Annotated in this window: 23 protein-coding genes and 1 riboswitch; all 23 genes read right to left on the bottom strand. The window is 62.4% G+C overall.

What is annotated here, in order from left to right; translation table 11 throughout:
- Positions 1-65: 65 nt before the first annotated feature.
- Complete coding sequence (locus RTI30_RS01705; RefSeq protein ID WP_312283316.1) at positions 66-494, bottom strand: HEAT repeat domain-containing protein; 429 nt, start codon at positions 492-494, stop codon at positions 66-68.
- The gene (locus tag RTI30_RS01700; RefSeq protein ID WP_312261680.1) at positions 482-796 is read right to left on the bottom strand and encodes a DUF190 domain-containing protein; all 315 of its coding nucleotides are present in this window, start codon (positions 794-796) and stop codon (positions 482-484) included. The genes RTI30_RS01705 and RTI30_RS01700 overlap by 13 nt, the downstream gene beginning before the upstream one ends.
- Positions 797-806: 10 nt before the next feature.
- Entirely contained in the window at positions 807-1,184 is a 378-nt protein-coding gene (gene crcB / locus RTI30_RS01695) for a fluoride efflux transporter CrcB (RefSeq protein WP_312261678.1), read from the bottom strand.
- Between the two features lie 12 nt (positions 1,185-1,196).
- Positions 1,197-3,164 carry a proton-conducting transporter membrane subunit gene (locus RTI30_RS01690; protein WP_312261676.1) on the bottom strand — a complete coding sequence of 656 codons (1,968 nt, stop codon included), beginning with the start codon at positions 3,162-3,164 and terminating at the stop codon, positions 1,197-1,199.
- Positions 3,154-3,945 carry a 4Fe-4S binding protein gene (locus RTI30_RS01685; RefSeq protein WP_312261675.1) on the bottom strand — a complete coding sequence of 264 codons (792 nt, stop codon included), beginning with the start codon at positions 3,943-3,945 and terminating at the stop codon, positions 3,154-3,156. Before RTI30_RS01685 ends, RTI30_RS01690 begins: the two co-directional genes overlap by 11 nt.
- Before the next feature lie 11 nt (positions 3,946-3,956).
- Complete coding sequence (locus RTI30_RS01680) at positions 3,957-5,450, bottom strand: nickel-dependent hydrogenase large subunit (RefSeq protein WP_312261673.1); 1,494 nt, start codon at positions 5,448-5,450, stop codon at positions 3,957-3,959.
- Positions 5,447-6,910, bottom strand: a complete 1,464-nt coding sequence (locus RTI30_RS01675; protein WP_312261672.1) for a proton-conducting transporter membrane subunit — start codon at positions 6,908-6,910, stop codon at positions 5,447-5,449. Before RTI30_RS01675 ends, RTI30_RS01680 begins: the two co-directional genes overlap by 4 nt.
- Positions 6,911-6,913: 3 nt before the next feature.
- Positions 6,914-7,594 (bottom strand): hydrogenase, encoded by a 681-nt coding sequence (locus RTI30_RS01670; RefSeq protein ID WP_312261670.1) that lies wholly within the window; start codon positions 7,592-7,594, stop codon positions 6,914-6,916.
- Between the two features lie 9 nt (positions 7,595-7,603).
- Positions 7,604-8,545, bottom strand: a complete 942-nt coding sequence (locus tag RTI30_RS01665) for an NADH-quinone oxidoreductase subunit H (RefSeq protein ID WP_312261668.1) — start codon at positions 8,543-8,545, stop codon at positions 7,604-7,606.
- A 46-nt stretch (positions 8,546-8,591) separates the two neighbouring features.
- A riboswitch (Fluoride riboswitch) is annotated at positions 8,592-8,654 on the bottom strand.
- Between the two features lie 109 nt (positions 8,655-8,763).
- A complete protein-coding gene (locus RTI30_RS01660) occupies positions 8,764-9,939 on the bottom strand; it encodes a mannosyltransferase family protein (protein WP_312261667.1) in 1,176 nt (391 codons plus the stop codon).
- 11 nt (positions 9,940-9,950) lie between these two features.
- Positions 9,951-11,285, bottom strand: a complete 1,335-nt coding sequence (locus tag RTI30_RS01655; protein WP_312261665.1) for a proton-conducting transporter membrane subunit — start codon at positions 11,283-11,285, stop codon at positions 9,951-9,953.
- A complete protein-coding gene (locus tag RTI30_RS01650; protein WP_312261663.1) occupies positions 11,275-12,720 on the bottom strand; it encodes an NADH-quinone oxidoreductase subunit M in 1,446 nt (481 codons plus the stop codon). Before RTI30_RS01650 ends, RTI30_RS01655 begins: the two co-directional genes overlap by 11 nt.
- Positions 12,717-14,579: an NADH-quinone oxidoreductase subunit L gene (gene nuoL / locus RTI30_RS01645; protein WP_312261661.1), complete on the bottom strand. Its 1,863-nt coding sequence runs from the start codon at positions 14,577-14,579 to the stop codon at positions 12,717-12,719. The genes RTI30_RS01650 and nuoL overlap by 4 nt, the downstream gene beginning before the upstream one ends.
- The gene (locus RTI30_RS01640; protein WP_312261660.1) at positions 14,572-14,886 is read right to left on the bottom strand and encodes an NADH-quinone oxidoreductase subunit K; all 315 of its coding nucleotides are present in this window, start codon (positions 14,884-14,886) and stop codon (positions 14,572-14,574) included. Before RTI30_RS01640 ends, nuoL begins: the two co-directional genes overlap by 8 nt.
- Positions 14,879-15,373 (bottom strand): NADH-quinone oxidoreductase subunit J, encoded by a 495-nt coding sequence (locus RTI30_RS01635; RefSeq protein ID WP_312261658.1) that lies wholly within the window; start codon positions 15,371-15,373, stop codon positions 14,879-14,881. Before RTI30_RS01635 ends, RTI30_RS01640 begins: the two co-directional genes overlap by 8 nt.
- Positions 15,370-15,873: an NADH-quinone oxidoreductase subunit NuoI gene (gene nuoI / locus RTI30_RS01630; protein ID WP_312261656.1), complete on the bottom strand. Its 504-nt coding sequence runs from the start codon at positions 15,871-15,873 to the stop codon at positions 15,370-15,372. The genes RTI30_RS01635 and nuoI overlap by 4 nt, the downstream gene beginning before the upstream one ends.
- Positions 15,870-16,829 carry an NADH-quinone oxidoreductase subunit NuoH gene (nuoH, locus tag RTI30_RS01625; RefSeq protein ID WP_312261654.1) on the bottom strand — a complete coding sequence of 320 codons (960 nt, stop codon included), beginning with the start codon at positions 16,827-16,829 and terminating at the stop codon, positions 15,870-15,872. Before nuoH ends, nuoI begins: the two co-directional genes overlap by 4 nt.
- Entirely contained in the window at positions 16,823-19,090 is a 2,268-nt protein-coding gene (locus RTI30_RS01620) for a 2Fe-2S iron-sulfur cluster-binding protein (protein WP_312261653.1), read from the bottom strand. The genes nuoH and RTI30_RS01620 overlap by 7 nt, the downstream gene beginning before the upstream one ends.
- Positions 19,083-20,345: an NADH-ubiquinone oxidoreductase-F iron-sulfur binding region domain-containing protein gene (locus RTI30_RS01615; RefSeq protein ID WP_312261651.1), complete on the bottom strand. Its 1,263-nt coding sequence runs from the start codon at positions 20,343-20,345 to the stop codon at positions 19,083-19,085. Before RTI30_RS01615 ends, RTI30_RS01620 begins: the two co-directional genes overlap by 8 nt.
- Positions 20,342-20,842, bottom strand: a complete 501-nt coding sequence (locus tag RTI30_RS01610; protein ID WP_312261649.1) for an NAD(P)H-dependent oxidoreductase subunit E — start codon at positions 20,840-20,842, stop codon at positions 20,342-20,344. Before RTI30_RS01610 ends, RTI30_RS01615 begins: the two co-directional genes overlap by 4 nt.
- A complete protein-coding gene (locus RTI30_RS01605) occupies positions 20,817-22,499 on the bottom strand; it encodes an NADH-quinone oxidoreductase subunit D (RefSeq protein WP_312261648.1) in 1,683 nt (560 codons plus the stop codon). The genes RTI30_RS01610 and RTI30_RS01605 overlap by 26 nt, the downstream gene beginning before the upstream one ends.
- Positions 22,499-23,005, bottom strand: a complete 507-nt coding sequence (locus RTI30_RS01600) for an NADH-quinone oxidoreductase subunit B (protein WP_409449670.1) — start codon at positions 23,003-23,005, stop codon at positions 22,499-22,501. The genes RTI30_RS01605 and RTI30_RS01600 overlap by 1 nt, the downstream gene beginning before the upstream one ends.
- Positions 22,975-23,334, bottom strand: a complete 360-nt coding sequence (locus tag RTI30_RS01595; RefSeq protein WP_312261645.1) for an NADH-quinone oxidoreductase subunit A — start codon at positions 23,332-23,334, stop codon at positions 22,975-22,977. The genes RTI30_RS01600 and RTI30_RS01595 overlap by 31 nt, the downstream gene beginning before the upstream one ends.
- Between the last annotated feature and the right edge of the window lie 51 nt (positions 23,335-23,385).

The following is a 23,385-nucleotide window of genomic DNA, read 5'->3' as shown; positions in this document are numbered from 1 at the left end:
AATAGTCGGAACTTAGAACGTTTGCGCAATACTCACTCTTTCAGTATAGAGCCCATTCATTTTTTTCATTCGGCGTTGTCTCGATGCCCCGCGGACCCAGCGCCCTCGAGCGAGGTGCGCTGAGCCGCCTCACGCACGCTGTGGGCGGGATGCTCGCGCAGCAACTCCAGCGCTTTTGCCTTGTCTGCCCCATCGGGCAGCTGACGCAGGGCATCCACTACCGCCAGTCCTTGTACGACGTCGACGTCCGACTGCAGCGCGCATTGGGCAAGGGGTAGAGCGGCCTCACTGCGCCCCTGGTGCTGCAGGCTGAGGATGGCGCCCATACGCACCTCGGGGTGCGGATTGCGTAAGGCCCAAAGCAGGCGGTCGAAATAGGGGGTGTTGCGCTCCCAGCTCTCGATATTCCTCCCGCAGGCGGGGCAAACTTCCGCGCCGATCGGAATTTCGGCGTAGCAGAGCGGGCAGTAGTGGTGGTTCACTAGCAGCCGCACTCCGCTTCCCAGCGCAGGATATGGTTGGCGGGCACCAACTCCTGCAGGTGCGGCATGACCGCATCTACGGTCTCGGGTTCGTCGAAGAACTCCAGCACCAAGGGCAAATGCACGTTCAGGCGGAGAATATCGTCGGCATGAACGGTTCCTTTGCTGCCAAAACCGGCAATACCGCGAAAGGCCGTAACCCCGTGTACCTTGTATTGATCGTGCAGCATGCGGAAGATTTCTTCCATGAGATTGTGGCCATCGTGTTTGTCGCCTTCCTTGATATACACCCGTACTACGGAAACGGTCGTCATGTTTCACCTCTCAAATGCTGCGCGATATCCAGGCACCGGCAAAGGCCGCTGCTACACAAAGAAACAGGGAAGAAAACATATATAAAAGAGCCTTGGCAGGCTCGCCATTTTCAAATAACACCAAGGTTTCCAGAGAGAAGGTGGAAAAAGTAGTATAGGCGCCGAGGCCGCCGGTGAGCATTCCCGTGCGCAGTTCTGGCATCAGGGAAATACGCTCCAGGGTCTCAAAAAAAAGAAAGCCCATGAGAAAGCAACCAAGCACATTGATGCTCAGGGTTGCCCACGGAAAATTGCGGCCAAATACCGTTTGCACCAACAGAGACTGGCCATAGCGGGCCCAGGCGCCGAGCACGGCGAAGAGCGCTATGAAGCCGAAAGTGGCAAACATCCGTTACTCTCCTTATCCAATAAAGAAAACACTCGCAAACAGCAATAGTAATACAATCCCGATATAGGCCAAGTAGGCATTGAGGGAGCCATTTTGTAGCACAAGACCGATACGGTCTGCCGAAATTTGGATCAGGCGCACACTGGGGCGAAAGAGCCAAGGGCCAAAAAAGGGGGCCTCACTATAGTTGAAATGTAGCTCGCGAACGAAATACTCGCGTTCCTGATAGGCGCGCTGTACTTGATTTTTGGGGCGATAGACGAAGCTATAAAAGACCCGCAAGGCATTGGAAAAAGCCAGCGCGGTGACCGCATTGTCGGCGGGAACCTGACGCAAACCGTGGGCCCAGACCGGTACCGTTCGGCACCCTTGCTGCCGATGGCTCCAAGCCAAAAGGCCCAGAGGCAGCAGGGCGAGAAGCAGACCGACCAGCAAGAGCAGTGGCGGCGAGATGAAGGCAAAGTGAAAATGCAGGGGGACGAGGAAGGCGCCGCGGGTCATCGCGCGCACCGCCGCTGGATCTGCCGGCCAGCTGGCAAAGTGCAGCCAGTGCAGGGTCCAAGGCAGAGCAACCGCATAGAAGAGGACCAGCAGACCGAGGAAGAGCACCGCCCAGCTCCCCTGCGGCCGTTTCTGCATCTTTTCCGTTCTTCCGCCAAGCAGACCAATGCCAAAGACCTTGATCATGGTTGCCAGGGCGATGGCCGCCGTCAGCGCCAATCCTGCCCCGCCCAGGGCGAGGGCAAGTCGGGCTGCCGTATTCTGCAAATGGAAATCCTGGAAAACGGTCTGGAAAAGATACCATTCGCTGGCAAATCCTGCGGTTGGCGGCATTGCCGCCAGGCTCATTGCCCCCAGCGCCGCCCCCAGGCCCAGGGTCCAGGGGGCCAAGGCCAGGAGCCGACTTTGCGCAATGCGATAGTCGCTTTGAACATCGGCAGCGCGATCCGCCGCCAACATCATGCTACCCTTGGCAAGGCTGTGGCCACCCAGGTGGATCAGACCGACGGTCCAGGCCAGGGTAGAGAGGTCGACAAAGCCTTCGGCACGAAAGAGGGAGGCGGCACCGAGGGCGACTATTGCCAAATTGGCATTTTCCGCGGTCGAGAAGGAAAGGAGACGGCGCCAGTTGTTCTGCTGAAAGGCATAGAGGATGGCAAGGATGGCGGAAACGCTCCCGACAGCGACGAGGAGGATGCCGGTGCTGGTGGCGGCAGACACGGGCAACCAAGCGAGTAGGCTGCGTCCCAGGGCAAAGTAGGCAACGTTGAGGACGATGCCGGAGAGTATGGCTCCCGAGGCACCGGTACCGCTGCCATACGCGCCAGGGTACCACTCATAAAAGGGCAGGACCCCGAGCTTGGCGCCAAAACCGATCAAAAAGAGCACGGCAATGCCAAAGGCGCTGCCACCATACGCTGCCCAACTCTGCGGCCAGGCAGAGAATTGGGTGTTGCCCCCGCCCAGCAGCAGAAGGCAAAGCAGCAGGGCCACGGCACCGATCTCAAGGAGGGCGAGCATATAGAGATTGGACTGGCCGGAGCGTTCGGTCGGAGCCGCGCCGTCGGCGAGAAGGAGGATTGCGCCGCCAAAACTCAAGAATTCCCAGGCGATGAGAAAGGCGATTCCCTCCTGCAGACCGGCCACCCCGAGGCTGCCGAGGAGGGCGACGGCGGCACCGGCATACCAGAGACCGGGACGACGGGCGCGACAGGGCGAAAGAAAGGCGGCGAGGGCGGCCAGTGCCCCCCAGAACAAAACCCAAGCGGCGGCGGCTTGCAGATGCCAGGATACCTGCTCGGCGCTCAGCGACCACAGGACGGCGGTCGCGTGAGTCTCTGGTACGGCCAGGAAGCAGCCCGCGAGGACGGCCAAGGTGCCTGCCACCAGACTCAGGCGGGCGAGTCCGCCTAGGCGCAGAAGACCCAGGGGAATGGTGAGAAGTAGGAAAACTACGGCGACGGCAAAACTAGTCAACATAGCGACCTCCTTGCACTCGCTGCGGCTGCCGCGCGAGCAAAAGCAGCAGCGCATGGATGAGGGCAGCGGGGTTGGGCGGGCAACCCGGCAGCCAGACATCCACGGGCAAAAGGCCGTCCAGCCCGGTACCGCCAGCATAGCCGGCGTCCATCGGCGCCCCAGAGACCGCACAGGTCCCGACGGCGAGCACCAGACGTGGTTCGGGCATCGCCTCCCAGGTAGCCAGTAGGGGATCGCGCATGGTCGTGGTCACCGGCCCGGTTACCAGGAGCAGATCGGCAAAGCGCGGCGAAGGGGTAAAGAAAATGCCAAGGCGGTGGAGATTGTAAAAGGGATTGTCAAGGGCAGCGATTTCCGACTCGCAGCCGTTGCAAGAGCCGGCATCGACATGCTTGATATGCAGGCTACGCCGCAGACTCTGGGCGATTTTTTGCTGTAGCATCCGACCGTCCTCACTTTCGACGGCCGCCTGCCATTGCAGATCCTCGCGCCGACGAACGGCAAAAGCCCAGTCTCCCGAACTTTGCAGGGCACCCTCGGGGCAGCTCTCCACACAACTCTGGCAGACGATGCAGCGAGCATAATCGATGACGATGTTTTCTCCCCGCCGTTGGATGGCTTGGGTGGGGCAGCTCTCGGCGCAGCGTTGACAGTCATTTTGACAGGCCTCGGGCTGCCAGCGCGGCATACCGAGTACCCCTTCTTGCCCATCCGGGCCGCGCGCAGGCCATTGGGTACTCGCTCGCCCTGCCTTGATTCCTGCCCAGGTCCAAAATGGCATCTCGTCCCCCTCTAGCGATCGCAACCGGCTATGGTCAAGCCAAAGCTGGCCTCATTGATGGCGTAGTCCATCATGTTGGTGTCGTGTACCGTCAGGGGAAAGACCCGCCAGTTGGAAAACGAGGGCGATTTGATCTTTACCCGCTGTAGTCGTCCGTCGCGAATCCGTACGGCATAGAGCAAGGAGCCGCGCGGTGACTCCGTCCAACCAAGCCCCGCCTGTTCACCGACGGGTACGGTAAACTCGGTGCGGATCGGTCCCGCTTTGAGCCGTCCCGCCGCCTGCACGATCAGGGCGAAGGCCTCGCGCAGGGACTCGGCACGCACCTCGGCGCGAGCCATGGCATCGCCTTTTTCGCGCACCGGTACGTTGAATCGGAGCTTGCCGTAGGCCGCGTACGGATGATCCCGGCGCAGATCCCGATCGAGGCCGGAAGCGCGGGCGACGGGGCCGGTGGCACCCTGGTCGAAGGCGGCCTGCCGGGGTAATACCCCGGTTCCCATCAGGCGATCGAGATGGCTGGCGGTGCTGTGCAGCGCCTGCAGGTAGGCATCGGCCTCGTAGATGAGCGGTTCGAGTTCGCGTCCCAAATGTTCTGCAGCAATATCCCGGCGCAATCCGCCCACACAGAGCAGGCTACGGAGGAAGCGGGAGCCGCTGAGACGTCCGTTCAGCTGCTTTACGCGCTCCTCAAGGAGCAGCCCCTCGGCCGATGCCACCTTCAGGGTAGTGGTCTTGGCCAGGAGTCCGAAGTAGTGAAAATGATTGTAGAGGCGCTCGAGCTCCGCGAGGATCACCCGCAGCAACTGCGCTCGGGTGGGGACCTCGATGCCCCAGGCAGCCTCGACCGCCTGACAATAGGCGAGGGCATGGCAAACACTGCCCACCCCTGAAACGCGCTCGGCGAGGAAGACGGCCTGCTCCGGGCGCAGCCCGACAAAGCGTTTTTCCAAGCCGCGATGCTTGTAGAAGAGCCGCGGATGATAATGAAGGATGGCCTCACCGATATAGGAGAAGTGAAACTCCCCGGTCTCGACGAAGTCGGCGCGCACCGGCCCCCAATAGAGATCCTGCACTTGATCGTTGCGCAGCTCCGGCATGGTGGGGGGCGCATAGGCGCCGTGCATTTGGCCGCTCTCGGCTTCGGGCCCCAGGGGTGGGGAATCGATTCGGTAGCCCTCGTGAATCACCAAGGGATAGGGCTCGGGATGATCCGTGAACGTTACCCCGCCCAGCTCCTGCATCTCCCGCTCGTACCAGCCAAGCAGCGGTACGCTGCGGGCCAGGGAGGGCAGCTGCCGGTGTCCGCGCAGTTCGAGCAGGAGAAATTGACGATTGCCGGGGCGGCTCAACAGGTAGCGTAGCACGCAGAGATCATCCTCCCAGTCGTGCCAGGCGCAGAGGAAGCGCATGCCCTGGGTCAGGCAGTCTTGGGCCGTCGTTTCGAGTGCGGCGGGCTCTACCTGGCGGATTTCTGCCGCTGGAGCAAAGAGTGCCGGGCTCATGGGGCTACCCGAAAGGCGGCGACAAAGAAGGTCCACAGGCCGTTGGGCCACCAAAGACCCAAAACGAGAATGGGAACGAAGGCCAAGAGCATAGGTAAGATGTTCCATGCCGAAAGTCGGAGGCTGGGCGTGGCGCCAGGTTCCGGCTCTGGGCCCCAGATCATCCGTCGAAAATGGTTCAGAAAAGCGGTAAAGATGAGGATTAGCAATGCCGCCATAACCCAAACCGCCCACGGGTTTGCGCTCAGGATGCCGCCGCGGAGGATGGTCAGCTCCGACAAGAAGAGGCCGAAGGGCGGCGCGCCGGTAATGGCGACGGCGCCAAGCAGCCAGATACCCCCGGAGAAGGGATAATAGCGCAACACCCGGCGCATCTGGCTCATGAATTTCGTTCCGTAGGCGCGCATCATGTTACCGGCACCAAAGAACATCAACGACTTGGTGAGGGAGTGATTGAGCATATGGTAGAGGGCTCCGGCAAAGGCTAGGGGCCCGCCAAAGCCAAAACCGATGGCCAGCACCCCCATATGCTCTAAAGAAGAATAGGCAAGCATACGCTTGGCGCCATCCTGGCGGACGATGAAAAGCCCGGCAACAGCCAGGGAAAATACCCCGAGCACCAATAAGGCGGTATGACCAATGCCGCCGTAGCCGCCGGCATCGACAATGGCCAAAAACCGGTAGATGCCCAATAGCGCGATGTTGAGCAAGGCGCCGGAGAGCATGGCCGAGGCCGGTGCTGGACCCTCGCTGTGGGCATCGGGCAGCCAGGTATGCATGGGCGCAAGGCCAACTTTTGTGCCAAAGCCCACCAAGGTCAACAAAAAGGAGAAGAAGAGCAGCGTTTCTGGAACCTTGGGAGCCGTGGCGCGGAGATTTGCCCAGGTGAGGGCGTAAGTCGGCCCAAGGCTAAAGGTGCCGCCCCAGTAAAAGAGGATGATGCCGAGGAGGGCGAGAGCGAGGCCCGCCGAGACCACGATGAGATATTTCCAGGCCGCCTCGATGCATTCCGCCTCGCGTTCGAAGCCGACCAGGAAGGCGCTGACGATGGTGGTGAAATCGATGGCAATCCAGAAAATACCGGGATTGTTCATCAGGGGTGCAACGAGCATGGTGAGGGCAAAGCCCGCCTGCAAGGCATAGAACTTATGCAGGCGCGGCTCTTCCTCGGGCAGCAGCCGCATATAGCCGATGGCGTAAATGGAGGCGAGGAGGTACACCACCCCCACACAAAAGAGCACCCAAGCCCCAAGCGGGGTGAGGAGGAGATATTGACTGCCACCCACCCAGGCCGCATCGGGGGCGGCGACGAGGATTGCGAGGGTCAGCGCAAAGACGATGAAGGCGCTCAGCAAATTGAGAAACTCTCCCCAACGCGGGCGCCGAATCGCCAGTATGGCGACGATGGCCGCGCTGGGCACCGTCCAGAGGGCGGCGATCAGGGCATCAAAGTTGACCATGGCTCAGCCCACCAATTTTTGCAGCCCGCGGCTGCTGGTGGTGCCGGCATGACTTTGCAGATAGCGCACCAGCATCCCAAAGGCCATGACGATGGTTACCAGATCAAAAATGATCACCAGTTCGAGCAAGGCCGGCATGCCCGGTACGATGATCTGAGAGCCCAAGAAGATGCCATTCTCGATCACCAAAAGGCCGAGGATATGGCTGATCGCCTCGGAGCGCAGGATCATCATCAAAAAGCCAATCAGCTTGAGGCTGAACATGCAGGTGAGGGCAAGCACGGCAATGTTGTCGACCAAGTTCAGGGCAATGCCCAGCCGCCGGGCGACTTCATAGGAAAAGATCACCATGACCGCCCCCAAGAGCATGCTCGACGAGGGCTTGAGCAGAGGGGTGAATTCTCGGCTGATGTTGAGGCGCCGCACCAAGCGCAGCACCAGGTAGGGCAGCAGGGTACCGCGAAAGAGGGCGGAAAGGGCGGCAATGAGGTAGAGCTCGGGGTAGTGCCCGTAAAAGCCGATGGCGGCGGAAATGGCGGCAATGACCCAGGACTCGGCGGCAAAGGCATAGACATGATTTTTCAACCAGTGGGAGCCCAGCATTACAAACGAGAGCACCAAGGCAAGAATGGCGAGCAGGCTGAACAGGGAGCTGGCCAAGGGGTCGAGATGGAAGATCAGCATGGCCGGCTCCTACAGTTGATCTGCCACGATGGCGAGTACGGCAAAGAGAAAAGAAAGCGCCAGAGGCTCTTGATAGCGATAGAATCGCAGACGCGATTGCATCGTATCGACCACTACCATGAAGAGTCCAAGCAGCCCGTATTTGCCCAGAATGATAAGCAAGGCGAGCACTACCGAGCCAAAATTGCCACGCACCGAAAGTCCCCAAGGAAACAGAAATACATTGAGAAAGATGGTGTAGAGAATGAACTGTTTCATCCAACTCGCCCATTTGAGTAAGGCGAGCAGCGGCCCCGAGTACTCCAGGATTCTCGCCTCGTCGATCATGTAGATTTCGTAGGGGATCGTAGAATGGATTGGCAGGCGGTCGGTCTCCACGGTCAGCAGAATGAGAAAGGCAAAAATCAAAAAAATATGCGACGGACTCCAGTAGGCTACGGAATTTTGCGCCAGAAGGTGGTTGGCGACGAAGGGCAGCATGGAGTGGTCGAGAAAAGTGATGCCAACAAAGACCAAAATCAGGGTTGGCTCAGCGAGAATGCCAAGCATGACCGCCCGGCTCGAGCCCAAGCCGCCGAAGGGCTGGCCGGTATCCAACCCGGCGAGGAGGATGAAAAAACTGCCCAGGGTGAGGATCAGTCCGCCACCGAGGATATCGCCCATGTCCGAAAGCGGCAGCGGGTAGTTGGTCAGGACCGGGATGAGCATGGGCACGATCATCATCGCCACAAAGGCCAGCACCGGTGCAGCAAAAAACACCCAGGTTGCCGTCTCCGGCACCAACTGTGTCTTGTGGAAGAGTTTCCAGAGATCCCGGTAGGGCTGGAAGATGGAAGGCCCCTGGCCGCGCTGGACCTTTTCTTCCATCTTGACGATGAATCCATGCAAGAGCGGGGCAAGGAGCAGGACCGTAAGAACCTGAGCAACTTGCAGCACGATTTGTTGCAGCATACCTCCCCCTTGTTTCGGATAAAAACAATCTACCTCCCGTTTTGCGGGACCGGTAGAAGTCATTAGCCACAGGGGGCGGTTCCAGGCGGACTTCATCGCCTTTTTTTATAGGTTAGGCAAGGGGGTGTGCTTTGTCAATTGCAACGCTTGCGCCGCCAAGCCAGATTCGGCCGCACGCTAAGCTATAAGCTTTGCTAATCGCGCCAGCGACGCTTCGGCTAGAAGGCCCAGTGGCCGGAAACAAAAAAGGCGGACTGCAGAAATAGCGCTACGACACTGGTGCCAAGCAAGAGGCGTCCCCACAAGGGGCGCCACGGGAGCAAGCGCCCAGCGAGCAGGAAGACTGGCAGATTCAGGTAGAGCAAGCGATAGGTGGAAACAGGTCCCTGCGAGGCCCCCTGAAACCACAAATAGGCGGCAATCAAGACCAGAGAAATCCAGGTCCAGGCCCACTCGCGTCGCCAAAGAAAGGTGAGCAGGGCAAGTAAGTTGGCCCCCAAACAGAAGGCATTGAAAAAAAAGTACACCGAGCGTGCCGGATTGAGGAGGGTGTTCTCGCCCTGCAAGGCCTGCCACAGCGGGGTGAAGTCGCCGCCGTAAAAGGGATACAACTGCAGAATGTTCAAGAGTTTCTCGCCCGCGCTCAGCTCTCCCAAATACGAGGCATGGCCCTCGATGAAGGCGAGGGGGGTATGAAAGGCCACTGCTTGGTAGACGATGAATGCTATAAGCCCGCTACAAGCAAGCAAGCCGCGCAGCAAGGAGGGCAAGAGACTGCGCCAATGGCGCGCGTGCCAAGCCTGTGCAGCGAGGATCACCCAGAGGGCGAAGGCAAAAAAGACCGAGAGAGGGCCGCAGGCGCTCCCGAGGCCCAGCCAGAATGCCGAGAGATATGACTGTTGCCGGTGCCAAGCGAGGAGGGCGAGGAGAGCGAACACATTGATCAGCCCCGTTGGATAGACGCTTGCAAAAAAGAAAGCGCCCGGATAGAGGGCATAGAACCAAGTAGCCGCTGCCGCTTGCGAGGTGTCGAGATGGTCTTCGGCAAAGCGATGGAAGAGAACGAGTGACAACACACCGCTACCCGCGGCCAGGCAAATTCCCAGAGGCGCGAGGGCAAACGGTAGGATTTTGCCGACGAGCGCGAGCAGGAGGGGGTAGAGGGGGAAAAAGATGATGTTTTGCCCAGCCGGAGAATCTGGTTGATAGCTGTAACCGTTTTGGGCAATGTCGAGGTACCACTTGGCATCCCAGTTTACCAGAGTGTCTGCAAGGGTGCCGGAGATGGGATCCAGACCACGGCCAAAAAAATAGTAGCCGCAAAAAATTCCAAACCAAATCACAAAGGCCGCGCCCAGCCCAACGGGCAGCAGCGGCCTCGGCCAACGGTCCATAACTGGAATTCTCATACGGAAAAAAACAACGGCAACAACAGCCACCCCAAAGCGAGTAGGAGTATACCGGCGGCAGCATACAGGCGTAGCCCAGGGCTTTGCCAGAGGGCGAGACTGCGTTGTTCCGGTGGATGGCGCCAGAGGCTCGGCAAGTAGTAGGCAAAGGAGAGAGCGCTACCAAGCAGGACGAGGATGGCGAGCCCCCAGCGCCGCGCTTCGACATCCGCCACCAGGACCCCGAGCTTGACAAAAAAGCCCAGAGTGGGCGGCATTCCCGCCAGGGAGAAAAGACTCACGACAAGGAGGCCCGCAGCCAGCGGGGCTTGCTGGCGTAGATGGCGCCAGGGCAGTCCCTGCGTATCTTCGGGGAGGCTCAGTAGAGCACCGAAAGCGCCGAGATGCATCAGCCCGTAGACCAGAGCATAGAAAGTGGCAACGATGAGCCCCAGGGGGCCGGCCGCCAAAGCGGCGAGAAAATAGCCGGCATGGGCAACGGCGGAATAGCCCAACATCCGCCGTGGCGTTGCGCTGCGCCAAGCGAGGAGGTTGCCGACGATGATGCTGAAAGCGGCGAGGACGAGATAAGGCAGCAGCCAAGCCCCGGAAACCCCGGCAAGATTGATCAGCAACCCCATGATGGCCACCTTAGCCACTGCCCCCAAATAGAGCAGGGCAGGGACTGGCGCTCCCGCATAGATGTCTGCGACCCAGGCGTGAAAGGGCGCTACCCCCAACTCGAATCCCAGGGCGGCCAGGAGCAAAAGAAAGCCCAGACGGGCGGCAAAGGTGCCTTCCAAGGGGCCAAGGGGCGGATTCAGGGCGAGGTCGCCATTGCCGAGGTAAATCAAAGCGATACCGAGGCCGAAAAAGGCCGAAGCGAGGGCGGCGAGGAGGGCATATTTCATTGCCGCTTCGAGGCTGTGCCGCGCGCTGCCAGGCCAAGCAAAAAGAGCAAAGAAGGGCAGCACCTGTAATTCCAGGCCAACGAAAATGCCCAGGAGCTCGTCGCTGCCCACCAACAGCAAGGCACCGAGCAGCACACTCAGGCAGAGGCCGGTAAATGCCCCGGGTAGGCGCCGCAGCAAGGGGTGGCGGGCTAAGACCAAGAAAACGGCGGCGCTGGCCAGGCCGAGATAGCTGCCGAGAATGCTGGCGCTGCTGTCCCAATAGAATCCCGCCCCCAGTTGCAGGCGGGCATGTAGTACCAAGGCGGTGGCGGCGAGGCTGGCTAGCGCCCCCCAATAAGGAGCGAGTCGCCCGAGTGCGGGGTGCAGGTCCAGGAAAAAGGCCAAGAGGGCGGCGAGGGCGACGGCAATGGGGGCCCACAGGGTGTGGTCAAGCGCCATGCGCGCCTCCTAGCACCAGCGGGGCATGCACCGGTAATAGTTGGGTAAAGTCGGCAAGCAGGCTCTGACTATGCAGCCCGAGATACAGGCTGGTGACGGCCAGGAGTAGAAAAATCCAGTATTCATGGCGATCGAGGTCGGCAATCGCTAGCGGCAGACGTGGGTTCAGATGACCGAGCATGCTGCGCTCGTAGGCGCGCAAAAAAACCACGAGATTGATGATCATGCCTAGGGTGGCGATGCCGGCCCAGAGGGGAGAAACCTGAAAACTACCGAGCAGGGTAAGAAATTCCCCCGGAAAATTGCCCAGGCCCGGCAGACCCAAGGCCATCAGAAAAAAGAAGAGGGTCCAGGCACCCAGGCGCGGTAGGGGACGAAAAAGTCCACCGAGCTCCTCCCAGTTGCTTGCCAGCCCGCGGGCGGCGAGCATCGCCAGCAGGGCAAAGAGGCCACCGGCAAGAATGGCATGGGCGATGCTCAAGAAGAGCGCCCCACTCCAGGCCTGTTCCTGCAGCGCAAAGAGCCCGAGGGCAACGAGATTCATGTGGCTGACGCTGCTGTAGGCGATGGTCTCCCGCAGATCGCTGGTGCTCAGGGCGAGAAAGGCGCCATACAGGGTGCCGATACTAGCGAGGACGATGCCATCGGGTCGAAAGAGCAGGGCGCCCCCGGGCAGCAGCGGCACCGCCCAGTGGCAGAGGCCGTAGACCCCCGCCAATACCGTTGCACCAGAAAGAAAGAGCGCCGCCGCCGGCGCGCTCTGCACATAGGCGGCGCGCGCCCAGCCATGCAGCGGAAACAGGGGAAGCTTTACCCCGAGCCCCGCCACCATAGCCAAAAAGAGCAGCCATTGTGTGGGTGCGGCCAGGGTGCTACCGGTCAGATGCAACCACGAGAAATCATAAAAACCGGTGCGGCTGCCGCTATCCAGGTACACCGGCAAGACGGCCAGCAGCAGGAAGAGCGAAGTCGTTACGGTATAGAGCAAAAAGGTAAGGGCGGCACGGCGGTCTTGGGCGCCGCTACGCAGAATGAGCCAGGCAGCCGCTACCGCGACGATCTCATAAAACCCATAGAAGCTCAGAAAATTGTTCGCAAAAAAGGTGCCCATCAAGGCGCCTTGCAGTACCGCCAGGATCCGCGCCAGATGCAGATCATTGTTCTGACGCCGCTCCAGGCTGAGGGAAAGGGGAAGCAGCAGCGCCGTCGTCAGGGCAAAGAGGTTGGCCAGCGGGCTGCTCTGCAAATCCCAGAGATCGCCGAGTAGGGGTAGATGGATGGCGGCGATGACAGAGGCATTACCGGCGAGCAGCGGCAGACAGAGGAGGATCTCTGCCAGGGCCGCGGCCATGCTCAAGGCCCAGGCCGCCCGCCCGGCCAGACTGAGCCCGAGGGCAACGGCCCAAGGCAGCAGGATGAGCAGAGAGACGATCATGCCGGCCAAGTCCAGATCAGGAGCAGGAGAAGGAAGAGGCCAAGAACCATGCCAAGGGCATAGCTACTGACCAGACCATTCTCCCCCCGCGCCAACCCGTTGGCGGAGAGACCGAGAACATCGCGGAGCCCCCCCTGCGCCAAGCCCTGAATCCCAATCTCCTCGACGCCACGACGCAGAAATCTGCCCAGGGCATAAAAAGGTGCCGGAAAGAGACGCAGAAAGGCGGCATCGATACCCCACCCCGTGGCCAAAAAGCGCCAGCGGCTAAAGCCCCGACCGGCGCGCTCGCGCTTCGCCGCCCAGTAGCCGATACCGATACCGAGGAAGGTGACGGAGGCGCCGGCCAGGGTCAGCAAGAGACCCTCGAGACCCAGCGGGCGCGGCGGCAGGCCCAGTTCTGGCGCCAGCCAAGGCACCCAGAGATGTGGTCCAGGCCAGCCTGGCGGAAATTGCAGCCAGCCGATGCCGATACTCGCCGCCGCCAAAATCGCCAGGGGGAGCTTCATGCCCCAACCCATCTGGTAGGGGCGCTCGAGCTCCACCGGCTTGCCCTCGAAGATCATGAAATACAAACGAAAAGCGTAGGCCGCCGTCAGCAGCGCGCCGGCCAGGGCGAGGGCGTAGGGAAGGCCGCCACCGGCAACCAGGAAACTGGCGTCGATGATGGCATCTTTGCTGTAAAAGGCTGCCGAAACCAACGGTACCGCCGCCAGGCAGAAGATGCCGGCAAGAAAGGTCCAGCGCAGAAAAGGCTGACGGCTTTTGAGACCACCCATGTGGCGGATGTCGTGGTCATCGGCATAGATCAACAGGATGCTGCCGGAGCCCAGAAAGAGCAGAGCCTTGAAGCAGCCATGCACGAGCAGGTGAAAAAGCCCGAGGCTGGGCGCACCGATGCCGACGGCAAGAAACATGTAGCCCAGTTGACTGATGGTGGAATAGGCAAGCACGCGCTTGACATCGACTTGGGCAAGGGCGCAGGAGGCGGCATAGAAGGCGGTCCAGGCACCGAGGAGGGCGATGAGTTCGAGCATGCCGGGTACGGCGGCAAAAAGCCCCTGTAGACGAATACAGAGATAGACCCCGGCAGTGACCATGGTAGCGGCATGGATCAGGGCCGAAACCGTACTCGGCCCGGCCATGGAGTCGGGTAGCCACACATGGAAGGGAAATTGTGCCGACTTGGCATAGGCACCGATGAGGATGAGCAGGCTCGCTGCGGGCAGGAGAACCGGCGCCGGGCTTGCTTGCAGCAGCGGCAGCAACTGCGGGATGCTCAGGGTATGGTAGCGGGCAAAGAGCAGAAAGATGCCCAGCAGCAGAGCGGTATCGCCAATACGGGTAACGACAAAGGCCTTGCGCCCCGCCCAGGCGTTGCCCGGCTCCCGGTACCAGTGGGAAATCAGGGCATACGAACAAAGCCCCACGGTCTCCCAGCCGAGATAGAGCAGTAGCAGATTGTTGGCGAGCACAAGAACGAGCATCCCCGCCACAAAGAGATTGAGATAGAAATAATAGCGTCGCTCCCCGTAATCCCCGCGCAAATACTGCTGGGAAAAGAGATGAATGAGAAAGCCGACGAAGCTCGCGATGCTGACCATGACCAGGCTGACATCGTCGAGGCGTAGGCTGATGTCGATGTGCAAATCCCCTACCGCCATCCACGTCCAGAGATGCTCGACGATGGCGGGTTGGGTGCCCCGGAGCCAGAAGGCGAGGACGAGGAGGGAGGCGAACAAGGGCATGGTGGCGGCCAAGCGCCCGCACCAGCGCGGCCCGAGCTGTTCGCCAAAGAGGGCGTTGAGGAGGGCGCCGAGGAGCGGAAAGCCCGGCACCAAGAAGAGCCACTCAGCCATCCTGCGCCTCCCGCTCCCGCAGCAAACGCAAGCCATCGACCTCGAGCGTGCCAAGTTCGCGCTTGACCCGCAGCAGCAGCGCCAAACTCGGTGCCAGGGCAGCCCCGCTCAAGGCCATGAGGAAGAGGGCGAGGACCTGCCCGCTTGGCGAATGCCAGCGTACCGCCCCCGCCAATGCCACCACCAGGGCGGCATTGAAGAGTAGTTCTGCGCCGAGGAGCCAGACGATCAGGCTGCGGCGCAATAGAATGAGGGCGAGGCCGGCAAAAAAGAGTAGCGTGGCAGCGGCCAGCGCGATCTCAATCATGCTTGTCCTCCCCGGCATGCAAAACCAGCACCGCCGCAATCACCACAAAGAGCAGGACGGCCACCGCCTCGCTCCACCAGAGGGAGGGGCCGAAGAGGGCATGACCCAGGCGTGCCGGGGTAATGGCCTGGATCGGCTCGTCGATGACCGGCACTTGCCAGAGCAAGGCGGCCAGCGCCAGGGCCAAGGCCAGCAGTACCAGGGCAGCCCAGGGCCAGCCATGCCGCCATCTCCGCTTGGCGCTTGCCGCCCGCGCCTCGGGGCCGAGGAGCATGAGGGCAAAAAGAAAGAGCACGAGGATGGCGCCGAGATAGAGGAGGATTTCCATGGCTGCCAAAAACGGCGCGCCGAGTAGATAGAATAGGATGGCGAGGACGCCCAGGGCGGCCGCCACGGCAACGACGGCATGGAGGGTATCGCGCAAGAGCAGAACGCCGAGGAGCAAGCCGGCGAGCAGAACGAGGAGCAGCAGGCCAAGAGCGATCATGGCAGATTGCTCCGCGGGTCGACGGCCGCCGCCGGCGGCAGGGCGCAGATGCGCACCCCGGCATGGTCGTAGTAGCGATAGTCTGGGTGCTTGCCCGGGCCATCGATGAGCAGAGCCTCTTTGCCATACACAAAATCGCCGCGCTCGCTCTGCGCAAAGGCAAATTCTGGCGAGAGCTGGATGGCCAAGGTCGGGCAGGCCTCCTCACAGAGCCCGCAATAGATGCAGCGCGCAAAATTGATACGGAAACTCTCGGCGAAGCGACGGCCGTCGGGGCGATCCGCCCCCCCCAAGGCGATGCACTGGGTCGGGCAGACGGCAGAGCAGAGCTCGCAAGCGACGCAGCGTTCCTCGCCATCGGCATCGCGGGTGAGCACTGGCCGCCCGCGCCAGCGTGGGCCGAGTTGGGGCTGCTGCTCTGGGTAGGAGAGAGTATCGCGGCGCGGCAACTGGCGCAGGGTCGTCCAGAAACTGGCAAAGAAGCGGCGCCAGAGCTTCATGGCGTCCCCAACCAGGCCGCCGCCAGGGCGGTCAGCAACAAATTGAGGATGGCCAGGGGCAAAAGCGCATTCCAGCCCCAATGCAGCAGTTGGTCGTAGCGTGGCCGCGGGAGGCTTGCGCGCATCCAAAAAAAGACCAGGATCACCAGCGCCGTCTTGAGGAGCATCCAGCAGCAGCCGGGCAAGAAAGGCCCGCTCCAGGCACCCAGATAGAGCAGGGCAATGAGGGCCGCGATCAGCACCAGACCCAAATACTCGCCCAAAAAGAAGAAGCCGAAGCGCATGCCGCCATACTCGGTGTGGTAGCCCGCCACCAATTCGCTTTCTGCCTCGGCGAGGTCAAAGGGCAGACGCTGGGTTTCGGCCACCCCGGCAATCGCAAAAACAAGAAAGCCGAGGGGTTGATAGACGATGAGGGGGAGCCCGCTGCCAGCCTGCCCAAGCCCCTGCAGGGAGAGGCTGCCGGCAAGGAGGACCAGGGCAAGGAGAGCAAGGCCGAGGGGGAGTTCGTAGCTGATCAGCTGCGCCACCGCCCGAATCGCCCCATAGAGGGCGAATTTGTTGTTGGACGACCAACCGCCGAGGAAGACGCCATACACATGCAATGAGCTGAGGGCGAGAAGCAGCAGCAGCCCAATATTCCAGGTGCCGGCCCAAGAGATTCCGGGCGCCAGGGGCAGTACGGCAAAACCGGCCAGAGCGCTGGCCGCGACGAGGACCGGAGCGCCACGGTACAGCCAGCTATTGGCAAAACGGGGGACGAAGTCCTCCTTGGCGAGGAGCTTGAGGGCATCGGCAAGGGCCTGTCCGACCCCAAAGGGCCCAAGGCGATTCGGACCCAGACGATTCTGTAGGAGTGCCAGTACCCGGCGTTCGGCAAAGACCAGAAAACCGGCAAGGCCGAGGAGGGCGAGCAAGGTGGCGAGCATGGCCAGGACTTGGATGGCGATCAGCATGGGTCGAGCCACTCCGGTGTTAGGCCATCGCCGGGGCGCAGGCCCAGATCCGCCAGAAGCTCCCCGGGAATGGCGAGTACTTCCGGGCACATATCCGGAACTTCCCGCAGCGGCAGGGTACCGGTTTTGCCGTCGCCGGCGTGCAGCCGTACCGCCTTCGCCCGTACTTGCCCCGGCGCCAGCCAGGCTGCCGGCAGGGGCGCCAGGCTGTGTAGTTCGCGGGCGCCAGTGGCCAGGGTTTCTTCGCTGTAATGACTGCAGCGCGCCAGGGTCCAGCCCCGGTCTGCGGCCCGCGGCGGCGGCGCGGAGTGCAGGCGAAAGCGAGCGCGCAGATCTTCCGGGAGGAAGCTCTCGGCCCCCGCCGCGCCCACCAGAAAATCGCGGTAAAAGCGGTACCGCTCCTGCCAGGCCGCGAGCGCGCCCAGGCGCTCCGCCAGGGCTTGGCAAAAGGCCAGAGGCGAAGGCAAGGCGCTACTTTGCAAAATGCCGCCGGCGGCCAAGGGAAAAGGCCCGAGTTCCGGGCGCCACCGGCGCTGTTCCTCGGCCGGGACGTAGGCTTGTTCGCTCTGCTGCAGGCGCCCCTCGCCGTTGTAATACCAGCCCGAACGCTCGCTCAGGGCACTGCAGGGTAGGCCCAGCCAGGCTTCGTCCCAGGATGGACTGCGGCGCTGGTCGATGAGGCTCAAGTCGAGATCCGGGTGGGCGCGCCACCAGGGGCCGTCCACTTCCTGCGGGTCTTGGGCGAGGCTTAAGAGATGATCGCAGTGCCCTGCCGCGATGCTGGCGCGCAGGCGGGCACTGTGGCCATCGACGGCATAGAAGGAAGCCCCGGGTAAGTTGGCCTGACGGTAGACCGGGAGGATGCCGCTGCCGGCGGGCCAGGCGGGAATCTCCCGACGCAGCAGGTGCAGGAGCTCGGGGCCGATGGATTCGCTGTCGATGAGGAGCAGAAAAGGGTGCTTATGCGCCTTGGCGAGCCAGTCCCAGGCGGCATCGAGAAAGGCCGCCGGGGGCAGGAGCTGGTCGCCTTGTACCAGGCGGGCGAGGGCGCTGGGCAGGCAACGTAGGAGATGCAGTTGCGCGCCGCGCTCCCGGGCCTGGCGTAGAAAGAGGGGCAGGGTGGGCGCAATCTGCTCCACGGCGCCGATGAGGAGGATTTCGCGGAAGTTCGGGATCTGTGCCGGGGCGGGCGGGCGTGGTAAGGCGAGAATCTCGCGCGCGAGGGCTTCCTGCCAGGGATCGAGAAAGGCGGCAAAGGGGCCACCGCAGAGATCGGCAAGGGCAAGGAGACCGAGATTGCTGTCGAGATCCTCCCGGGCGGAACCGAGAAAGGCCGTGCGCCCGTTTGCCAGTCGTGCCGCCAGCCGATCGAGGGCGTCGTCGATGCCCAAGCTTCGTCCTTGCGCCTGGGCCCTCCGCGGCCGCTCGGCGGCATCGACATAGCGAAAACCGAAGCGACCACGGTCACAGAGAAAGTGCGGGTTGATTTCGGCATGGGCGCGTTGGCGAATGCGTCGCAGCCGTCCGCGCCCGGCGCCGGGGCGGGTGTTGCAGCCGAGACTGCAGTGCGGGCAGATAGCGTTGCTTTCCTCGAGATCCCAGGGGCGCAGGTAGGCCTGGTGATAGACCTTGTCGGTGAAGACCCCGGTGGGACAGACTTCCGCCAGGTTACCGGCCAGGGGGCTTTCCAGGGGGCCGTCTTCGAGGCGCCCAAAAAAGACGCGATCGCGCGAGCCAAACACGCCAAAATCCTCGCCCCCGGCGGCATCCTGATAAAAGCGTACGCAGCGGTAGCAGGCAATGCAGCGGTTCATTTCCTGCGCAATCAAGGGCCCGAGCTGCTGACTGCGATAGCGCCGCTTCTCGGGCGAATACGCGCGGTAGGCATGGCCGCTGGCCACGGTCATGTTCTGCAAGTGGCACTGCCCGCCCTCGTCGCAGACCGGGCAGTCATGGGGGTGATTGCGCATGAGCAGCTCGCTGATGAGACGATGCTCCTGCTCCACTTCGGCCTCGGCGCGCGCCAGTTGTAGACCGCGGCTGGCGGGGAGCAGGCAGGCCATGGTCAGCCGTGGCGGATGCTTGCCGTCGTGGGGAAAGACCTTGACCCCACACTGGCGACAGGCCCCCAGACTGCCGAGGGCGGGATGGTAGCAAAAATAGGGAATGGCCTTGTTACCCTGAGCCAGCAGGGCCTCGAGGACGTTTTGCCCGGCTTGGAAGGGAATGGGCTCGCCATCCAAGTAAAAGACCTCAGCCATGCCGGTCTCCATAGGGGCAGCGCCCTTGTTCGACATGGGCGGCAATCTCGTCGCGAAAGATCACCATTCCTGAGAGCAGGGGCATGAGCGCGCCCGGGGCGAGGGCGCAGAAGCTATTCGGGGCGATCTCCTTGCCTAAGGTCTCGATATTGTCCAGGTCGCGCATTTCGCCTTCCCCCGCCTCGATTTTTTCCAGGAGCCACAATAAAAAAGGTAGACCCTCCCGGCAGGGGGTGCAAAATCCGCAGGATTCCCGCGCGTAGAAGCGGGTGGTGGCGATGAGAAAATCGAGGGGGCAATGCTGATCGTCGAGAACGATGCAGCCGCCGGTGCCCAAGCGCGAGCCAATCTTGGCCATGGCATCGAAGTGCATCGGGGTGTCGAAATCCTTGGGCAGGACGAAGGGGGTAGAGGCACCGCCGGGCAGGACGGCGCGGATCTGTCGCCCGGGTAGGGGGCCTCCGCCGTGCACGTAGAGGATTTCCCGCAAGGAGGTTCCCATGGGCAGTTCAAAAACCCCGGGCCGCTGCACCGGCCCGCAGACGCTGTAGAGCTTGCTCCCCACCCCGCCAGCTACGCCCCAACTACGGTAGGCCTCGCTACCGGCGCGCAGGATTCCCGGCAGCTGTGCCAGGGTTTCGGCATTGTTGACCGTGGTCGGCTGTTGCCAAAGCCCTTTTTGCGCAATGTGCGGGGGCTTTTTACGCGGATTGGGGCGGCGTCCTTCGATGGCGTTGAGAATGGCCGAATCCTCGCCGCAGATGTAACGGCCCAAAGAGAGATGAATGTCGAGGCGCAGAGGCCCCGCGGGCAAATCGAGCAGGCCTGCGGCCTCGGCAGCCTGCAGGGCGCGGGCAAAAATTTCGGCACCGGCGGCATATTCGCCGCGGACGAAGAGGGTGGCCTCGCGTACCCCGAGGGCATGGGCGGCAATCAGCATCCCCTCGAGGATTTGCTGTGGGGCGCCGAAGAGCAAGGCGCGATCCTTGAAGCTGCCGGGCTCGGTTTCGTCGAGGTTGCAGACCAGGTAGCGGGGCTCGGGTGCATCGAGACCGCGCAGGCGCCACTTGACCCCGGTGGGGAAACCCGCCCCGCCGCAGCCGCGCAGGCCGGATTGCTCCACCAAGGCAATGAGCTCCGCGGGAGGCATGGCGAGGGCCTTTTGCAGCCCCTGGTAGCCGCCCACCCCCCGGTAGGCTGCCAAGTCCGCCGGGTCGGGATGCGCAAAGAGCAGACTCAGTGGACGTTCGCTCATGGCTCCGCTTCCCAGGCGTCGAGCTGTGCGGCCAGGGCCTCGGCACTCAGGGGAGCGACCACGGTGTGGCCGTCGACGAGGGCTGCCGGTGCCCGGTCGCAGAGCCCCAGGCAAACATGGGGCAGGATGCTGTAGCGGCCATTGCTCTCCCCCAGGGGCACGCCGCTTTGCCCTTGCGCCTGCGCCAAGAGCTTGCGGGCGCCGGCCAAATGGCAGGCAATACTGTCGCAGATGCGTAGCACATGGCGCCCGGGGTCTTGGCGTAAGACCAAGGGATAGAAGGTGCAGAGTTCCTCGACCCGCACCGGGCTGATGCCGCAGAGGGAAGCGACCAGGTGCAGGCGGGCATCGTCGATCCAGCCGTAGGCCGCCTGCAGAAGGCGCAGCAACTCGCAGACGGCCGCCTCGGGATGGGCCCCGGCCTGGCGCAGGGCCTCCTGCAGGCGGGCCTGTAAGGGCTCGGGGAGCGACTCAGCGATCGAGGTCGGCGAGGACATAATCCAGAGATCCAATGGCGGCAATGAAATCGGGAATGGCGAGGCCCTGCCCGAGTTCCGCGATCATCTGCACATGGGCAAAGGAGCCGGTGCGGATGCGCAGGCGTTGCGGGCGCGGGCTGCCGTCGCTGCACACAAAGTAGCCAAGCATGCCGCGTGCCGATTCGCCGAGGCCGAGAGCGACCCCGGGCGGCGGGCCAAATTCCGCCGCCATCTGCTCGAAGTGATGGATCAAGGTCTCGATGTCGCGCAGGCTGCGCTCTTTGGGCATCAGGGCCAGCGGCGAGTCGGTGGCGAGGATCGGCCCCTCGGGCATCTGCGCGCACAGCTGTCGCAGCATGCTGATACTCTCGCGAATCTCCTCTAGATGCAGCCAGGTACGGCTCCAGGCATCGCCTTCAGTCGCGGTGGGCACGGCAAAATCCAGGCGCGGGTAGAGCCCGTAGGGTTCCGCCCGGCGCAGGTCCCAGGCCGTACCCGTACTGCGCAGGACGATGCTGCTCGCGCTCCAACGCTCCGCCATGGCCGGGCTGATTTGCCCCACCCCGCGGGTGCGGGCGCGAAAGATGGCATTGTCGACGCTCAGGGTCTCGGTATCGCGCAGGCCCGACTCGACTTGGCGCAGCACCGCCTGCAGGGCATCCTGCCAGCCCTCGGGGAGATCCGCCGCTACCCCGCCAATGCGAAAAAACTGCGGATGCAGGCGACCGCCAGTAAATGCCTCGATGAGGTCGAGGAGTAGGGCGCGATCGCGAAAGGCATAAAAGGCCGGCCCCATGGTGCCGAGGTCGTTGCCGTAACTACCCAGCCAGACCAGATGCGACTCGATGCGGCAGATTTCGGCGAGTAGCGTGCGAATGCCCTCGGCGCGCTCGGGTACCTCGATCCCTGCCAGGGCTTCGACGGCACGCAGATAGGGCCACTCCCCGAGGACACCGCCCAAATAATCGACGCGATCGGTATAGGGAAGAAAATTGTGATAGCTATGCCCCTCGGCAATCTTCTCCACCCCGCGGTGGTGGTAGCCGATATCGGGGTCGACCGCGACGATACGTTCGCCGCGCAGGCGCAGTCGGTAGCGCAGAATGCCGTGGGTGCCAGGATGATGCGGGCCGACATTGAGGAGCATCTCGCCCTCTCCCGGCGCCTCCTCGGGCGCGTAGACCGCCAGGGCCTCCTGCAAGGAGCCGCGCTCGACGCGCAGGGGCGGGCGCTCGGTCGCGCGAATGGGCTCGGCCTTGCGCAGCGGGTGGCCCTGCCAGTTGGGACTCAGCAAGAGTCGGCGCAAATCGGGATGGCCAGAAAAGCGGATGCCGAAGAGATCATACACTTCGCGTTCATACCAATTGGCGGCGGGGTAGATCTCCGTACAAGTCGGCGCTTCTGCGGCGGCCAAGGGCACGCGCAGCCGCAGCCAATCTCCTGGTTGCAGACTATGCAGGTGATAGAGCAGGGTGTACTGGGGTTCGCCCGCTGCCGTTTCCTCGCGCGCGCTCAGGTCGAAAAGCATGGAGAAGGGCGCTTGCCGCTCGGTGCGCAGGTAGCGCAGGGCGGGCAGGATCTGATCCACCGGCAAGACGAAATCGGGCAGACCATCCCGGGCGTCCGCGGCGGGCTGGGCGGCAAAGCGTCGTTGCAAGATCTCGGCGAGCAGCATCAGCTCTCCCGCGCCAAAACCCGGGCGGGTCGCTGGCGAATCTTGCGTTGTAGCAGCAATAGCCCATCCATCAGGGCCTCGGGGCGGGGCGGGCAGCCCGGCACATAGACATCCACCGGTAGAATCTGGTCAAGGCCCTGAATCACGCTGTAGACGTCATACATGCCCCCGGAGTTGGAGCAGGAGCCCATAGAGATCACCCACTTCGGTTCGAGCATCTGCTCATAGATCTCGACGATCATTGGCGCCATTTTGGCAAAGACGGTACCGGAGCAGATCAAAACATCGGCTTGGCGCGGCGAGCTGCGCAGTACCTCGGCGCCAAAGCGGGCAAGGTCATGGCGCGGGGTAACCGCGGCCACCATCTCGATAAAACAGCAGGAAGTCCCAAAATTGAGGGGCCAGAGGGAGCCCGCCCGACTCCAGGCGAGAAGCTCATCGAGGCGACCGGCAAAAAAGGCCAGCGGTCCCTGTCTCATCGCCATCGCAATCCTCCCATCGCCCATTCGTAAAGCCAGCCGAGGGCAAGGACGAGCAGAAAAACGATGCCGCCCCAAATTGCCAAGCGTCCCAAGGAGTGAAAGGCCACCGCCCAGGCGTAGAGAAAAGCGCCCTCGAGTTCAAAAACGAGAAAGGATACCGCCAAGAGATAGAAACGCACGGGGGTGGCCGGGTGCACCGCGGTGCTCGCCCCCAGGCCGCTTTCGAAGGGGATGTCTTTGTTGCGACTAGGATGTCGTCCACCAAAGACGCGTGCCAAGGTCAACAGTCCCAGCAATAGCCCCAAGGCAAGCAGAGAAAAGACGGCAACAGCGGCGGCGTTGGTGAGTGGCATCCGGCCCTCCTGGCTCTGCTGAGAGTATAGGTCAGGAATCTCGGGCGCGAC

Source organism: Candidatus Igneacidithiobacillus taiwanensis (assembly GCF_031962545.1).
GTDB classification, from domain to species: Bacteria; Pseudomonadota; Gammaproteobacteria; order Acidithiobacillales; family Acidithiobacillaceae; genus Igneacidithiobacillus; species Igneacidithiobacillus taiwanensis.
This window is presented reverse-complemented; position numbering and strand designations above follow the sequence as displayed.

What these genes read in the sequence shown, in the direction of transcription:
- RTI30_RS01670 (WP_312261670.1), bottom strand. Translation starts at nt 7,594, where the DNA reads ATGCTGATCTTCCATCTCGACCCCTTGGCCAGCTCCCTGTTCAGCCTG.
- RTI30_RS01600 (WP_409449670.1), bottom strand. Translation starts at nt 23,005, where the DNA reads ATGGGCGATGGGAGGATTGCGATGGCGATGAGACAGGGACCGCTGGCC.
- RTI30_RS01700 (WP_312261680.1), bottom strand. Translation starts at nt 796, where the DNA reads ATGACGACCGTTTCCGTAGTACGGGTGTATATCAAGGAAGGCGACAAA.
- nuoL (WP_312261661.1), bottom strand. Translation starts at nt 14,579, where the DNA reads ATGGCTGAGTGGCTCTTCTTGGTGCCGGGCTTTCCGCTCCTCGGCGCC.
- RTI30_RS01610 (WP_312261649.1), bottom strand. Translation starts at nt 20,842, where the DNA reads ATGTCCTCGCCGACCTCGATCGCTGAGTCGCTCCCCGAGCCCTTACAG.
- RTI30_RS01650 (WP_312261663.1), bottom strand. Translation starts at nt 12,720, where the DNA reads ATGATCGTCTCTCTGCTCATCCTGCTGCCTTGGGCCGTTGCCCTCGGG.
- RTI30_RS01665 (WP_312261668.1), bottom strand. Translation starts at nt 8,545, where the DNA reads ATGCTGCAACAAATCGTGCTGCAAGTTGCTCAGGTTCTTACGGTCCTG.
- crcB (WP_312261678.1), bottom strand. Translation starts at nt 1,184, where the DNA reads ATGTTTGCCACTTTCGGCTTCATAGCGCTCTTCGCCGTGCTCGGCGCC.
- RTI30_RS01655 (WP_312261665.1), bottom strand. Translation starts at nt 11,285, where the DNA reads ATGGCGCTTGACCACACCCTGTGGGCCCCCATTGCCGTCGCCCTCGCC.
- RTI30_RS01640 (WP_312261660.1), bottom strand. Translation starts at nt 14,886, where the DNA reads ATGATTGAGATCGCGCTGGCCGCTGCCACGCTACTCTTTTTTGCCGGC.
- nuoI (WP_312261656.1), bottom strand. Translation starts at nt 15,873, where the DNA reads ATGAAGCTCTGGCGCCGCTTCTTTGCCAGTTTCTGGACGACCCTGCGC.
- RTI30_RS01685 (WP_312261675.1), bottom strand. Translation starts at nt 3,945, where the DNA reads ATGCCATTTTGGACCTGGGCAGGAATCAAGGCAGGGCGAGCGAGTACC.
- RTI30_RS01620 (WP_312261653.1), bottom strand. Translation starts at nt 19,090, where the DNA reads ATGGCTGAGGTCTTTTACTTGGATGGCGAGCCCATTCCCTTCCAAGCC.
- RTI30_RS01675 (WP_312261672.1), bottom strand. Translation starts at nt 6,910, where the DNA reads ATGGTCAACTTTGATGCCCTGATCGCCGCCCTCTGGACGGTGCCCAGC.
- nuoH (WP_312261654.1), bottom strand. Translation starts at nt 16,829, where the DNA reads ATGCTGATCGCCATCCAAGTCCTGGCCATGCTCGCCACCTTGCTCGCC.
- RTI30_RS01690 (WP_312261676.1), bottom strand. Translation starts at nt 3,164, where the DNA reads ATGTTGACTAGTTTTGCCGTCGCCGTAGTTTTCCTACTTCTCACCATT.
- RTI30_RS01660 (WP_312261667.1), bottom strand. Translation starts at nt 9,939, where the DNA reads ATGGACCGTTGGCCGAGGCCGCTGCTGCCCGTTGGGCTGGGCGCGGCC.
- RTI30_RS01615 (WP_312261651.1), bottom strand. Translation starts at nt 20,345, where the DNA reads ATGAGCGAACGTCCACTGAGTCTGCTCTTTGCGCATCCCGACCCGGCG.
- RTI30_RS01635 (WP_312261658.1), bottom strand. Translation starts at nt 15,373, where the DNA reads ATGATCGCTCTTGGCCTGCTGCTCCTCGTTCTGCTCGCCGGCTTGCTC.
- RTI30_RS01595 (WP_312261645.1), bottom strand. Translation starts at nt 23,334, where the DNA reads ATGCCACTCACCAACGCCGCCGCTGTTGCCGTCTTTTCTCTGCTTGCC.
- RTI30_RS01605 (WP_312261648.1), bottom strand. Translation starts at nt 22,499, where the DNA reads ATGCTGCTCGCCGAGATCTTGCAACGACGCTTTGCCGCCCAGCCCGCC.
- RTI30_RS01680 (WP_312261673.1), bottom strand. Translation starts at nt 5,450, where the DNA reads ATGAGCCCGGCACTCTTTGCTCCAGCGGCAGAAATCCGCCAGGTAGAG.